The sequence below is a fragment of the Pseudomonas sp. TE31087 genome (genome assembly GCF_057284075.1).
On the sequence record NZ_JBXVNN010000001.1, the window covers coordinates 2069418 to 2081879 of the forward strand.

Annotated in this window: 13 protein-coding genes and 2 tRNA genes; 8 read left to right on the top strand and 7 right to left on the bottom strand. The window is 64.4% G+C overall.

All coding sequences use genetic code 11. The features are described from left to right. Nucleotides 1-20: 20 nt before the first annotated feature. The 3 genes from ACZ899_RS09275 to ACZ899_RS09285 all read left to right on the top strand — a co-directional run bounded on the left by ACZ899_RS09275 (nt 21) and on the right by ACZ899_RS09285 (nt 2275). Complete coding sequence (locus tag ACZ899_RS09275) at nt 21-1109, top strand: asparaginase (protein ID WP_050705237.1); 1089 nt, start codon at nt 21-23, stop codon at nt 1107-1109. 227 nt (nt 1110-1336) lie between these two features. After that, nucleotides 1337-1579 (top strand): DUF1654 domain-containing protein, encoded by a 243-nt coding sequence (locus ACZ899_RS09280; RefSeq protein ID WP_050705218.1) that lies wholly within the window; start codon nt 1337-1339, stop codon nt 1577-1579. A 6-nt stretch (nt 1580-1585) separates the two neighbouring features. Beyond that, on the top strand, nt 1586-2275 hold the full coding sequence (locus ACZ899_RS09285) for an endonuclease (RefSeq protein ID WP_050705217.1): 690 nt from the start codon (nt 1586-1588) through the stop codon (nt 2273-2275). 6 nt (nt 2276-2281) lie between these two features. On the opposite strand, the gene ACZ899_RS09290 is transcribed toward ACZ899_RS09285, so the two are convergent. Continuing rightward, nucleotides 2282-2707 carry a bifunctional (p)ppGpp synthetase/guanosine-3',5'-bis(diphosphate) 3'-pyrophosphohydrolase gene (locus ACZ899_RS09290; RefSeq protein WP_203647254.1) on the bottom strand — a complete coding sequence of 142 codons (426 nt, stop codon included), beginning with the start codon at nt 2705-2707 and terminating at the stop codon, nt 2282-2284. A 251-nt stretch (nt 2708-2958) separates the two neighbouring features. Beyond that, on the bottom strand, nt 2959-3528 hold the full coding sequence (locus ACZ899_RS09295; protein ID WP_234561337.1) for an SPOR domain-containing protein: 570 nt from the start codon (nt 3526-3528) through the stop codon (nt 2959-2961). Nucleotides 3529-3584: 56 nt separating this feature from the next. On the opposite strand from ACZ899_RS09295, the gene ACZ899_RS09300 reads away from it, so the two are divergent. Beyond that, nucleotides 3585-5744, top strand: a complete 2160-nt coding sequence (locus tag ACZ899_RS09300) for a hypothetical protein (protein WP_234561336.1) — start codon at nt 3585-3587, stop codon at nt 5742-5744. Nucleotides 5745-5814: 70 nt separating this feature from the next. Here the strand turns inward: ACZ899_RS09300 and ACZ899_RS09305 are convergent. Both ACZ899_RS09305 and ACZ899_RS09310 read right to left on the bottom strand, forming a co-directional pair. Further along, nucleotides 5815-5891, bottom strand: a tRNA-Val gene (locus tag ACZ899_RS09305). 301 nt (nt 5892-6192) lie between these two features. After that, a tRNA-Val gene (locus tag ACZ899_RS09310) sits at nt 6193-6269 on the bottom strand. Nucleotides 6270-6471: 202 nt separating this feature from the next. Here ACZ899_RS09310 and ACZ899_RS09315 point away from each other — a divergent pair. Continuing rightward, a complete protein-coding gene (locus tag ACZ899_RS09315) occupies nt 6472-7755 on the top strand; it encodes an NAD(P)/FAD-dependent oxidoreductase (protein ID WP_203647257.1) in 1284 nt (427 codons plus the stop codon). Between the two features lie 77 nt (nt 7756-7832). Here the strand turns inward: ACZ899_RS09315 and ACZ899_RS09320 are convergent, their stop codons facing one another. Next, nucleotides 7833-8576, bottom strand: a complete 744-nt coding sequence (locus tag ACZ899_RS09320) for a peptidase C39 family protein (RefSeq protein ID WP_203647258.1) — start codon at nt 8574-8576, stop codon at nt 7833-7835. Nucleotides 8577-8730: 154 nt separating this feature from the next. Here ACZ899_RS09320 and ACZ899_RS09325 point away from each other — a divergent pair, with 154 nt between their 5' ends. Continuing rightward, the gene (locus ACZ899_RS09325; protein ID WP_203647259.1) at nt 8731-8910 is read left to right on the top strand and encodes a hypothetical protein; all 180 of its coding nucleotides are present in this window, start codon (nt 8731-8733) and stop codon (nt 8908-8910) included. A 78-nt stretch (nt 8911-8988) separates the two neighbouring features. Here the strand turns inward: ACZ899_RS09325 and ACZ899_RS09330 are convergent, their stop codons facing one another. Further along, entirely contained in the window at nt 8989-9744 is a 756-nt protein-coding gene (locus ACZ899_RS09330; protein WP_203647260.1) for a TerC family protein, read from the bottom strand. 15 nt (nt 9745-9759) lie between these two features. Then, nucleotides 9760-9999, bottom strand: coding sequence for a hypothetical protein (locus ACZ899_RS09335; RefSeq protein ID WP_198745280.1), 240 nt, complete (start codon nt 9997-9999; stop codon nt 9760-9762). A 132-nt stretch (nt 10000-10131) separates the two neighbouring features. On the opposite strand from ACZ899_RS09335, the gene nhaR reads away from it, so the two are divergent. Together nhaR and sstT are read left to right on the top strand one after the other, a co-directional pair. Next, nucleotides 10132-11025 (top strand): transcriptional activator NhaR, encoded by an 894-nt coding sequence (gene nhaR / locus ACZ899_RS09340; RefSeq protein ID WP_203647262.1) that lies wholly within the window; start codon nt 10132-10134, stop codon nt 11023-11025. A 155-nt stretch (nt 11026-11180) separates the two neighbouring features. After that, entirely contained in the window at nt 11181-12392 is a 1212-nt protein-coding gene (gene sstT, locus ACZ899_RS09345) for a serine/threonine transporter SstT (protein WP_234563018.1), read from the top strand. Nucleotides 12393-12462: the final 70 nt, after the last annotated feature.

Sequence of the window (12462 nt, forward strand, 5' to 3'; positions counted from 1 at the left end):
GGAAGAGAGAAGCAGAAATGATGAAAACCGCTATCAAGACCTTCGCACCGAGCGCCCTGGCGCTGCTGCTGGTACTGCCGACCACCGTTTCCGCCAAGGAAGCCGCGCAACAACAGAAACTCGCCAACGTGGTGATCCTCGCCACCGGCGGCACCATCGCCGGCGCTGGCGCCAGCGCGGCCAACAGCGCCACCTACCAGGCGGCCAAGGTAGGCATCGACAAGCTGATCGCCGGCGTGCCAGAGCTGAAGGACCTGGCCAACGTGCGCGGCGAGCAGGTGATGCAGGTCGCCTCGGAAAGCATCGGCAACGATGACCTGCTCAAGCTGGGCAAGCGCGTCGCCGAACTGGCCGACAGCAAGGACGTCGATGGCATCGTCATCACCCACGGCACCGACACCCTGGAAGAGACCGCCTACTTCCTTAACCTGGTAGAGAAGACCGACAAGCCGATCATCGTGGTCGGCTCGATGCGTCCGGGCACCGCGATGTCCGCCGACGGCATGCTCAACCTGTACAACGCCGTGGCCGTGGCCAGCAGCAAGGACGCCCGCGGCAAGGGCGTGCTGGTGACCATGAACGACGAGATCCAGTCCGGTCGCGACGTGAGCAAGGCAGTCAACATCAAGACCGAAGCCTTCAAGAGCCAGTGGGGCCCGCTGGGCATGGTCGTGGAAGGCAAGTCGTACTTCTTCCGCCTGCCAGCCAAGCGCCACACGGTCAACTCCGAGTTCGACATCAAGACCATCAGCAAGCTGCCGGCCGTGGACATCGCCTACGGCTACGGCAACGTGACCGACACCGCCTACAAGGCGCTGGCCCAGGGTGGCGCCAAGGCGATCATCCACGCCGGCACCGGCAACGGTTCGGTGTCGTCGCGCGTAGTACCGGCGCTGCAGGAACTGCGCAAGGAAGGCGTGCAGATCATCCGTTCGTCCCACGTCAACCAGGGCGGCTTCGTGCTGCGCAACGCCGAACAGCCTGACGACAAGAACGACTGGGTCGTGGCCCACGACCTGAACCCGCAGAAGGCGCGGATCCTGGCCATGGTCGCGATGACCAAGACCCAGGACAGCAAGGAGCTGCAGCGGATCTTCTGGGAATACTGATCGGCATGCGCCTCGGGCTGGTGTGTTGAACATACCGGCCCTATCGCGGGGCAAGCCCGCTCCCACGAGAGCCAGACAGGCTTTGTGGGAGCGGGCTGGCCCCGCGATGCTTTCGATGGAACCAATCCCTCTACCACGGTCTTATACGGCTTTCATCCTACCTGCTGTTGCGAAACGGCTTACAGTGAAATACTGTATGCGCATACAGCAAAACAAGGAACAGCCCCGTGGCCAAACCCGCCTCCGCGTCGCCAAGCCCTTATGAACTCCTGGGTCAGCGCATCCAGAAGATCATCAACAGTCCCACCGCCCAGCGCAGCCGCGCCGCCCTGATCTTCCGCCTGGAGCACGAGTCGCCCGACGACTGGGCAACCCTGCTCGAGGAAATCGCCGAGAACGACAACGTCACCCTCGCCCACCGCGACGATGGCGGCGTGCAGATTTTCTGGACCGTGCCGAAGGAAGACTGATTGCGCATGAGAGTTTCGCTTTTCGCCGCCTGCCTGCTGCTGCTTGCCCCCCTCGCCCACGCCGACGCCCCGCGCACCTTCCAGGAGGCCAAGAAGGTCGCCTGGAAGCTGTACGCGCCGCAGTCCACGGAGTTTTATTGCGGCTGCAAGTACAAGGGCAACAAGGTCGACCTGGCCTCCTGCGGCTACGCGCCACGCAAGAACCTCAACCGCGCCTCGCGCATCGAATGGGAGCACATCGTCCCGGCCTGGCAGATCGGCCACCAGCGCCAGTGCTGGCAGGACGGCGGGCGCAAGAACTGCACGCGCCACGACAAGGTCTACCAGCGCGCCGAGGCCGACCTGCACAACCTGGTGCCGAGCATCGGCGAGGTCAACGGCGACCGCAGCAACTTCAGCTTCGGCTGGCTGCCCGAGCAGCATGGCCAGTACGGCAGCTGCCTGACCCAGGTCGACTTCAAGGCCAAGAAGGTCATGCCGCGCCCGTCGATCCGTGGGATGATCGCGCGCACCTACTTCTATATGAGCAAGCAGTACGACCTGAGGCTGTCCAGGCAGGACCGCCAGCTGTTCGAGGCCTGGAACAAGACCTACCCGCCGCAGGCCTGGGAGCTGCAGCGCAACCAGCAGGTGGCGTGCGTGATGGGGCGCGGCAATGAGTTCGTCGGGCCGGTCAACCTCAAGGCCTGCGGCTGAGGCCCCTCAGGCCAGCGTCTGCAGGTAGACGCTGGCCTGCTGGTAACGGCACAGCCGGGCCAGGTCCGCCGGGCCTGGGCAAGGGATGCGCGAGAGATCGCTGTTGTCGGCCAGGTCGGCCAGCTTGACCTGGCGCGCCAGGGGGTCGACGCCCAGGCGGATAACGAAGGCCTCGTAGCTCTCGCCTTCGCGACGGCTAAGCGCCAGCAGCGCGGCGAGGATCTTCAGCGGGAAACCTTCACGGGCGAGGTCGGACAGGGTCAGCGGGGTGTCTTCCAGCACGTCGTGCAGTACCGCGACGATGCGTTGCTCCGGGGTGATCACCCGTTCCATCACCCGCAACGGGTGAAGGATGTACGCCGCACCGCCTTTGTCGAACTGCCCTTCATGTGCCTTGATGGCCATCGCAATGGCCCGCTCCAGCGTCGCCATGAGGCGCTCCCCCATTCAACCCCCACAGTAGACAGCATAGCTGCTGCTGCACGGGCTGGCCGGGAAGCAACTCCGCCTGTTCTGACGCCATCATGGGACAAGCCCGCCGATCTAGCTGGAACAGCGTGGGAGCGGGCTTGCCCCACGATGGGTTGTATGGCACCGGCTTCGCCGGTGATCCGGGCGGTGCGGCGTTCCGACAAGCCCGCTCCCACAAGGTTACAGCCCAGCGAGCTTGCCCCCTACAGCGATCAGCGCTTGACGCCGTGCTGGATGACGATCGAGTCGGTGCCCAGCTTGGCCATTACCTCGGCCTTGCGCGCATCAGCCTCGGCCTTGGCCGGGAACGGGCCCATCAGCACCACCGGCTTGCCATCGCGGTACTCGACCCAGGACGGAATGCCCTTCTCGATCAAACGGGCAGTCATGTCGGTCAGGGCGCCCATGTTCGGCCCCTGAATCACCTCGACGTCCCAGCCCTCCGGCGCCGGCTGGTCGGCCAGCGCCTCGGCGCGGCGCTGCAGGTCGGCACCGCCGCAGATCTCGCGGATGCGCAGGTTGTTGCCGGTTTCGTCGATGAGGATTTCGTACTGGCCGTCATGCTTGATCGCCACGTAGCTGCGATAGGCCTGGTACTGCCCGGCGTCGTCCTTGCCGCGCACCTGGCCGCAGATAGAGCCCTGAGTGTCGAAACGCACGTTGGCGAACTTGGCCGTCTTGGGGTTGCTCAGGTGCTCGGCCACCTGCTTGTGCACGCCTTCGACCTCGTTGTTACAACCCGCCAGGGCCAACACCGCCATTACCACCGCCAGTTTGCGCACGCCTGTACCTCCAGATTCGAAGGGGCGGATTCTAGCATGGCCGGGAACATCCCCTCATGGCACTTCTGTCGCAGGCTTTGTCTGTTGCCTGTGGCCCTCGACCTGGCCGAAGATGTCGCCGCGCCACAATGGACAGACAGCGACACAAGGACCTCAGGTTGGAACCTTCAAACGCCACAGCCACCCCTGCCAGCACGCCCGAACTGCCGCAAGAGTGGCCCACGCACCTGCAGCCCGACGCCAGCATCAGCCCCGACACGCGCATCTACCCGCGTACGACCTTCGTGCTTGATTTCGCGATGCCGGCGGAATCCTTCGAACAGCTGTGCTGGTGGCTGCTGAGCAAGGAACAACCGCTTGGCGGCTGCCACCGTCTCGGGAAAAGCGGCACCCGGCAAGGCGGCATCGACCTGTTCGCCCATGACGAAGAAAGCCCCGACCGACTCAACGTCTTCGAATGCAAGGCCTGGAAGGACTTCACCAGCAGCGAGCTGACGGGCGCCATCGATGCCTTCCTGAATGGCCCCTGGCCTTCGCTCACGCGCTCGTTCACCCTGATCCTGGCGCAGCGCGAGATCGGCACGCTGGCCAGTCGCTGGATCAATGAGAAACAGCGCCTGAAAGCGGCAGGGATCGAAGGGCGGCTGTGGACCGCCCATGAGCTGACGCAGAAACTGCAGCATCACCCCGACGTGCTGTCGAAGTTCTTCCCAGGCGCGCATATCGAGACGTTCGGCAACCTGTGGATGGAACGCGTGGGGTTCTCAGAGCTGGTTGCCAAATCCATCTTCGACCCGCGCCCCTACGTGGCACGCAAAGCCAGGGCATTCGTCGAACGCCCCGGCAGGCTGAGCGACCACCTGGCCGCCGCCAGGCATGCGCCCGATAGCGCCTGCAGCCCCGATGCCTTCACCCGCATCGGCCATCACGGCCGCCACTGGTACTACCGCGGCCCCTGGTTTTCGCTGAGCGTGTTCCTGCCGGACCTGACCTCGTCCCGCGCCACCGCCGCCTTCGACTTCCACCAGCACGACCTGCGCGGCGTGACCATCACCGTCAGCCACGAATGGCTGCTCGAGCGCTTTCTGTTTGCCAGCGGCGCGCCACTGGACAGCCAGTCGCGCCCGTTCATCGTCGGGCTGATGCCAGGCGACAAGGACCGTTACCTGATCGACCTGCCCAACAGCCGCCTGATACTCGAAGAACCCGTGGTCCAGGCACTCGCCGATGTCGCCGACGCGCTCACGGTGGTGATGCGCGACACCTTGCAGGCACTGGAACGCAGCCTGTCCGCCAGCGGATTTGCGTTTATCGCCCACGGGGGCTCGCACCGGGTGAAGATCGGCTCGCTGCGCAAGCACGCCTGGCGCTACATCGCCCGCTTCTGCGAGGCGCACGACTACGCCGCAGGCACAAGCCCCTGGCACATGTTCGACGCCCACCCGAGCATGCTCAAGCCCTGCCACGCACAGGCAACCGACCGCCACGACAGCGGATACCACGCGCTGATCACCACCCATACGTCGACCGACGCGTTTTCCAGCGATTGGCTGGACCTGCTGTGGACGCCCCACGACCTCAGCGAACGCGAACCCTCGACCAGAGGCTGGTGGCCCTGCCAGGACACGCTGGACTGGCTCGACCAGGAACTGCTGCCCGAGGTCAGGCGCTGGACCTGGGAGCGCGAATTCGGCTCACGCTGGCGCCGATTGCGCTACGCCAGGGAGGCTCGCAACTTCGCAGGCTATCTGGATTATCTGCTGACGATCGGGGATGTGCGCGAACGAGCACTGGTAGAACAAGGCAACTGGCAGGCGGACCTGCCGCACGCCATCAACCGACTCGAGCGCTACTATGCAGGCCGCTCGGCAGGACACATCGACAAGGAAGATGTCGTCAACCTGTACCGCGCAGTCGCCATGATGGCAGGCCACAAGCGAGGGCTGCCCAGGTATCTTGCCCGGTCGCTGAGCCTGGAACCGACAGACGATCACGAAGCGCTGATGGCATCGATCCACCGCCACATCGAGACGTCACAAACCGTCGTCAACAATACAGTGGTCGAATATGCGCTGAAGGCCCTGGGCGCTCAGTTCGACGGCCCAGACTGCCCTTTGCAGCCCAATGAACGCCAGCAGATGCTGGACTGGTTGCTGCCGCTTGCCCATACGTGCGATGACGGTGCACTGGTGCGACGCCACAGCAGCAAGCGCTGAGGCCGCACCGGGGCGTCTTTTCCTGCGCAAAACAAAAAGGGCGATCCTTGCGGATCGCCCTCTTCTGATTTGGTAGGCACAATTGGACTCGAACCAACGACCCCCACCATGTCAAGGTGGTGCTCTAACCAACTGAGCTATGTGCCTGTCGTGTGGTGCGCATATTAGTGATCGAATGCGTACCTGTAAAGCGTTTTTTTCAAAAAAATCAAAAACTTTGCGAAACTGCTTAATGCCAGCCCTGCCAGGCGACGCAATCCCTGTAGGAGCGGCCTTGTGCCGCGAAAGGGCTGCGTAGCGGCCCCAGTATTTTTGCGTCAAAGCAGAAATTGCCGGGGCTGCTACGCAGCCCTTTCGCGGCACAAGGCCGCTCCTACAGGGGCCGTGCATGGCCGTAGAGCACCAGAATGCAAAAAGGGCGATCCTTGCGGATCGCCCTCTTCTGATTTGGTAGGCACAATTGGACTCGAACCAACGACCCCCACCATGTCAAGGTGGTGCTCTAACCAACTGAGCTATGTGCCTGTCGTGTGGGGCGCATTCTACCCGATCCAGATACCCTGTCAACACTTTTTTTCACGCTAAGCTACTGAATCTTAAACTATTTATAGGAAGGCCAGGTTTCAGGGGGGCGTAAAGGATTTTCACCGGACGACTAGCGGGTGTTTATTATTATTGATAGCATCGGTACATTCGTTAAAAATATAAAACACGAGGTTCCTCGAGCATGGCTAACACCCCCTACCCCCAGTCCTACTACGCCGCCTCGGCCAACCCGGTGCCGCCACGTCCGGCGCTGCAGGGTGAGGTGGAAACCGATGTGTGCATCATCGGCGCCGGCTACACCGGCCTGTCCAGCGCCCTGTTCCTGCTGGAGAACGGCTTCAAGGTGAGCATCGTCGAGGCCGCCAAGGTCGGTTTCGGCGCTTCGGGCCGCAACGGCGGCCAGATCGTCAACAGCTACAGCCGCGACATCGACGTCATCGAACGCACCGTCGGCCCCAAGCAGGCGCAACTGCTGGGCCAGATGGCCTTCGAAGGCGGGCGTATCATCCGTGAGCGCGTGGCCAAGTACGACATCCAGTGCGACCTGAAGGACGGCGGCGTGTTCGCCGCGCTGACCAGCAAGCAGATGGGCCACCTGGAATCGCAAAAACGCCTGTGGGAGCGCTTCGGCCACAACCAGCTGGAACTGATGGACCAGAAGCGCATCCGTGAAGTGGTGGCTTGCGACAGCTATATCGGCGGCATGCTCGATATGAGCGGCGGCCACATCCACCCGCTGAACCTGGCCCTGGGCGAAGCCGCCGCGGTCGAGTCGCTGGGCGGCATCATTTATGAGCAAACCCCCGCCGTGCGCATCGAGCGTGGCGCCAACCCTGTCGTGCATACCCCGCAGGGCAAGGTCCGCGCCAAGTTCATCATCGTCGCCGGCAACGCCTACCTGGGCAACCTGGTACCGGAACTGGCGGCCAAGTCGATGCCGTGCGGCACCCAGGTGATCACCACCGAGCCGCTGGGCGACGAGCTGGCGCGCACCCTGCTGCCGCAGGACTACTGTGTCGAGGATTGCAACTACCTGCTCGACTACTACCGCCTGACCAGCGACAAGCGCCTGATCTTCGGCGGTGGCGTGGTGTACGGCGCGCGCGACCCGGCGAACATCGAGGCGATCATCCGTCCGAAGATGCTCAAGGCCTTCCCGCAGCTGAAGAACGTCAAGATCGACTACGCCTGGACCGGCAACTTCCTGCTGACCCTGTCGCGTCTGCCGCAGGTCGGTCGTATCGGCGACAACATCTATTACTCCCAGGGTTGCTCGGGTCACGGCGTGACCTACACCCACCTGGCGGGCAAGGTGCTGGCCGAGGCCCTGCGCGGCCAGGCCGAGCGCTTCGACGCGTTCGCCGGCCTGCCGCACTACCCGTTCCCGGGTGGGCAGATGCTGCGCGTGCCGTTCAGCGCCATTGGTGCCTGGTACTACAGCCTGCGCGATCGTCTGGGCTTCTAAGACAGTTCGGGGCCGCTTTGCGGCCCCGGCAAGTCCAAGTCGGACGCCAATTATCAACATATTGAAAGGGCTGGGTCTCAATTCCCGAGACTGGTGACCGCCTGTTTCGCCGCGATCTCCTGCCCGGCACGGGCCAGCTCGTCCGCCGCCTGCAACCAACGCTGGCGATCCACCTGGGCCGGCAGTTGCCGTGGCGACTGCAGCAGCACCGCCCAATTGCCCTCCTTGGCCCACGCCGACTCGAAATCATCGAAGGCCATCAACTGGCGCCGATGCATCCCTGAGCGCAGCAGCACCCGCTGCTTGTAGCGGTCGTAGCCGATCAGCACCGCATAGCGCGGCTCGCTCCACCAGGCCGAACCTTCCTGATAACGCAGCAGCACCGGATAACCGGCGGCCACCTGCGCGAGCAGCGCGTCCAGGTGCTTGTCCAGCGGGTAGACCACCCGACCGTACTCGCGGGCTACCCGGGGAATGCCGGTGTCCAGCGATTCGGCGGCCTTGGGCAGGCCCAGCGCCTTGTCGAGCAGGCCCGGGGTGATCGGCGCGCCCTGTTGCGACAGCACCGCGGCCAGGGCCATCGAGCCACTGTGGTTGGCGTTGCCGCGGTAGAACGGCACGCTGCTGATCTCGACCCGCTGTGGCAGGCCCTTGAGCGCAGCCGGTGGCGTGCCGGCGCAGCCAGACAGGGTCGCCGCCACCAGGCAGGCGACCAGCAGGCGACGTGGGCCCAGGGCCCGAAACTTGGAGAGCTTTTGCAACGTGGACACTCGCTTGTTCCGCGGCCAGGCAGGCGGCGCCCGACCAAGAACCCCGATCATAGGATGCCGGCGTCCGCGGGTATAGCCCGGCGCGGTCTTGGAACGAAACGGCCCAAGGACTAGACCTTCGGTCAATGGAACGTCACAGCCGACAGGCTAGACTGAAGCTGTGTCTGGATGGCGAGCACGGCTCGCCAGAGAGAAGGAGGCACACATGAGCCTGACAATGGCAATTCTCGTGTTGGTCGGCATGTGGCTCAGCGTCGCGGCGGCCATGCTCTGGGGGGTGTTGCGCATCGTGCGCCGGCATTCCCACCCTCATCACCTGCCACCACAGGCCGTGGCCAAGGCCCCATCGGTGCGCCGTGCCAGGCGCCATGCCGGGGCGCATTGACAGCATCTACAAACTTCAAGCCATGAACGACAAGAGGGAGCCTAGGCTCCCTCTTGCTTATCACTTGCAGCTTGCGGCTCAGTTGCCCTCGGCCGCCTCACGCTTCAAGCGCGCCCGGCGCGCCAGGATGTTGAGGATCTCGATGGCCGTCGAGAACGCCATGGCCGCATACACATACCCTTTCGGTACATGGGCGCCAAAGCCTTCGGCGATCAGGGTCATGCCGATCATGATCAGGAAGCCCAGGGCCAGCATCACCACGGTCGGGTTGTCGTTGATGAACTTGGCCAGCGGGTCGGCGGCCACCAGCATCACGATCACGGCGCTGATCACGGCGATGATCATGATCGGCAGGTGCTCGGTCATGCCCACGGCGGTGATGATGCTGTCGATCGAGAAGACGATGTCCAGCAGCAGGATCTGGAAGATCGCCGCGGTGAAGCCGATGGTCACGGCGTTGCCGGCCTTGGACTCTTCCTTGGCGCCATGCGGGTCGACGCTTTCGTGGATCTCCTTGGTCGCCTTCCACAGCAGGAACAGGCCACCGGCGATGAGGATCATGTCCTTCCACGAGAACGTGTGGCCGAACACCTCGATCACCGGCTCGGTCAGCTGGACGATCCAGGCCACGGTGCTGAGCAGCGCCAGGCGCATGATCAGGGCCATGCTGATACCAATGCGGCGTGCCTTGGAACGATAGGCCTCAGGCAGCTTGTTGGTGAGGATGGAGATGAAGATCAGGTTGTCGATGCCGAGCACGACCTCCATGGCCACCAGGGTGGCGAGGGCAACCCAGGCGGTGGGGCTTGCGGCGAGTTCCAGCAAATATTCCATTGGTCAGTCCTGCTCTCAGATGTCCTGGGTGTCTTTCTTGTCGTCTTCGGCCTTGGCCTTCTCGGCATCGCTGCCGATGGCGTCGCTCAGGGCCTGCTGGGCGGCGTCGTTGGTCTTGTCGATGGCCTGCTTGGCGGTTTCGGCGGCCTGGTCGAGCATCTGCTGGGCGGATTTCTCGGCCTGGTCGCAACCGGACATGGCGAACAGGGCCAATACCAGCACCAACGGTGTACCAATGGATTTGAGTTGTAGCATGAGGTCCTCGCTTGTCGAATTCCGGGCGGCGCGTCGTGCGCCTGATGGGGAGGCATTCTAAAGAGGCTGAAACATCCGGAAAATTCGTTTTTTCGGCGTGTATACTTCGGTTTTCCCGAACTGAGACAGGCCATGCTCAACTACCGTCAGCTCCATTATTTCTGGGCCGTGGCCAAGACCGGCAGCATCGCCCGCGCCAGCGAGCAGCTGAACCTCACCCCGCAGACCATCAGTGGGCAGATCAGCCTGTTCGAGCAGACCTGGAACCTGGAGCTGTTCCAGCGCGTCGGCCGCCAGCTGGAGCTGACCGAGACCGGGCGCCAGGCACTGGTCTACGCCGAGCAGATGTTCCAGATCGGCGGCGAGCTGGAAGCCATGCTGCGGGCCGGGCCGCAGGAGCAGATCCTGTTTCGCGTGGGGGTGGCCGACGTGGTGCCCAAGTCCATCGTCTATCGCCTGCTGGCGCCGACCATGGAGCTGGACGAAGTGCTGCGCATCAGCTGCCGCGAGGACAAGCTCGAACGGCTATTGGCGGACCTGGCGATCCAGCGCCTGGACCTGGTGATCTCCGACAGCCCCATGCCCAGCCACCTGGACATCAAGGGCTACAGCCAAAAGCTCGGCGAGTGCGGCCTGAGCTTCTTCGCCACGCCCGCGCTGGCCGAACGCCTCGCCCGACCCTTCCCCGCCTGCCTGGACGACGCGCCGTTGCTGATCCCCGGCCAGGAGACCGTGGTGCGCAGCCGGCTGTTGCGCTGGTTGGCCGAGCAGCAGGTGCAGCCGCGCATCGTCGGCGAATTCGACGACAGCGCGCTGATGCAGGCCTTCGGCCAGTCGGGCAGCGGCATCTTCGTCGCCCCCAGCGTGATCGCCGAGGAAGTCTGCCGCCAGTACGGGGTGCGCCTGATCGGCCAGACCGAGGCGGTGAACGAGTCGTTCTACGCCATTTCGGTGGAGCGCAAGGTCAAGCACCCAGGGATCCTGGCGATCACCGAGGGCGCGCGGCGGGAGCTGTTCCACTGGTAACCCGACGGGTACACAGGGTACGTGGGAGCGGGCTTGACCCGCGATTCAGGCGAAACCGCTTCGGCCAGTGATCGCGGGGCAAGCCCGCTCCCGCGCTATGCCCCGCAGGTCTGTGATAAAGTCGCGCGCTTTCACGTAATCGGATTGCGCTGCACATGACCCCCATCCTCCGCCTCATCAACCGCACCGGCCTGGTGACGCAGATCTGCATCGGCCTGGTGGCCGGCATTCTCCTCGCCCTGCTCGCCCCCGCCGTGGCCCGTGACCTGGCGTTCCTCGGCAAGGTCTTCGTCAGCGCCCTGAAAGCCGTGGCGCCGGTGCTGGTGTTCATCCTGGTGATGGCCTCGATCGCCAACCACCGCCATGGCCAGGAAACCCACATCCGCCCGATCCTCTGGCTGTACCTGCTGGGCACCTTCGCTGCGGCGGTGGTGGCCGTGGCGGCGAGCATGCTGTTCCCGTCCAACCTGGCGCTGACCACCAGCGATGCCGCGCTGAGCGCCCCCGGCGGGATCGGCGAGGTGCTGCAGAACCTGCTGCTCAGCGCCGTGGACAACCCGGTCAACGCACTGCTCAACGCCAACTTCATCGGCGTGCTGACCTGGGCCATCGGCCTGGGCGTGGCCCTGCGTCATGCCAATGAAACCACCCGCACCGTGGTCGAGGACCTGTCCAACGGCGTCACCCTGATCGTGCGCGTGGTGATCCGCTTCGCCCCGCTGGGCATCTTCGGCCTGGTCAGCGCCACCCTGGCGCAATCGGGCCTGGACGCGCTGCTCGGCTACCTGCACCTGCTCGGTGTGCTGATCGGCTGCATGCTGTTCGTGGCGCTGGTGATGAACCCGCTGATCGTGTTCTGGAAGATTCGCCGCAACCCCTACCCGCTGACCCTGCTGTGCCTGCGCGAGAGCGGCATCACCGCGTTCTTCACCCGCAGCTCGGCGGCCAACATCCCGGTCAACCTGGCGCTGTCGGAAAAGCTCGGCCTGCATGAGGACACCTATTCGGTGTCGATCCCGCTGGGCGCGACCATCAACATGGCCGGCGCGGCGATCACCATCACCGTGCTGACCCTGGCCGCCGTGCACACCCTGGGCATCCCGGTGGACCTGCCGACCGCGGTGCTGCTCAGCGTGGTGGCGGCGGTCTGCGCCTGTGGCGCCTCGGGCGTGGCCGGTGGCTCGCTGCTGCTGATCCCGCTGGCCTGCAGCCTGTTCGGCATCCCCAGCGAGATTGCCATGCAGGTGGTGGCGGTCGGCTTCATCATCGGCGTGCTGCAGGATTCGGCGGAAACCGCGCTGAACTCCTCCACCGACGTGCTGTTCACTGCGGCGGCGTGCCAGGCCATGGAGCAGCGCAGCGCCTGAGGCCGCTGTCGTTGGTCAAGCCCGCTCCCACGCCCTGTGGGAGCGGGCTTGCCCCACGATGCCCCCGGTG

What these genes read in the sequence shown, in the direction of transcription:
- nhaR (WP_203647262.1), top strand. Translation starts at nt 10,132, where the DNA reads ATGCTCAACTACCGTCAGCTCCATTATTTCTGGGCCGTGGCCAAGACC.
- ACZ899_RS09285 (WP_050705217.1), top strand. Translation starts at nt 1,586, where the DNA reads ATGAGAGTTTCGCTTTTCGCCGCCTGCCTGCTGCTGCTTGCCCCCCTC.
- ACZ899_RS09325 (WP_203647259.1), top strand. Translation starts at nt 8,731, where the DNA reads ATGAGCCTGACAATGGCAATTCTCGTGTTGGTCGGCATGTGGCTCAGC.
- ACZ899_RS09335 (WP_198745280.1), bottom strand. Translation starts at nt 9,999, where the DNA reads ATGCTACAACTCAAATCCATTGGTACACCGTTGGTGCTGGTATTGGCC.
- ACZ899_RS09300 (WP_234561336.1), top strand. Translation starts at nt 3,585, where the DNA reads ATGGCACTTCTGTCGCAGGCTTTGTCTGTTGCCTGTGGCCCTCGACCT.
- ACZ899_RS09290 (WP_203647254.1), bottom strand. Translation starts at nt 2,707, where the DNA reads ATGGCGACGCTGGAGCGGGCCATTGCGATGGCCATCAAGGCACATGAA.
- sstT (WP_234563018.1), top strand. Translation starts at nt 11,181, where the DNA reads ATGACCCCCATCCTCCGCCTCATCAACCGCACCGGCCTGGTGACGCAG.
- ACZ899_RS09330 (WP_203647260.1), bottom strand. Translation starts at nt 9,744, where the DNA reads ATGGAATATTTGCTGGAACTCGCCGCAAGCCCCACCGCCTGGGTTGCC.
- ACZ899_RS09275 (WP_050705237.1), top strand. Translation starts at nt 21, where the DNA reads ATGAAAACCGCTATCAAGACCTTCGCACCGAGCGCCCTGGCGCTGCTG.
- ACZ899_RS09320 (WP_203647258.1), bottom strand. Translation starts at nt 8,576, where the DNA reads ATGATCGGGGTTCTTGGTCGGGCGCCGCCTGCCTGGCCGCGGAACAAG.
- ACZ899_RS09315 (WP_203647257.1), top strand. Translation starts at nt 6,472, where the DNA reads ATGGCTAACACCCCCTACCCCCAGTCCTACTACGCCGCCTCGGCCAAC.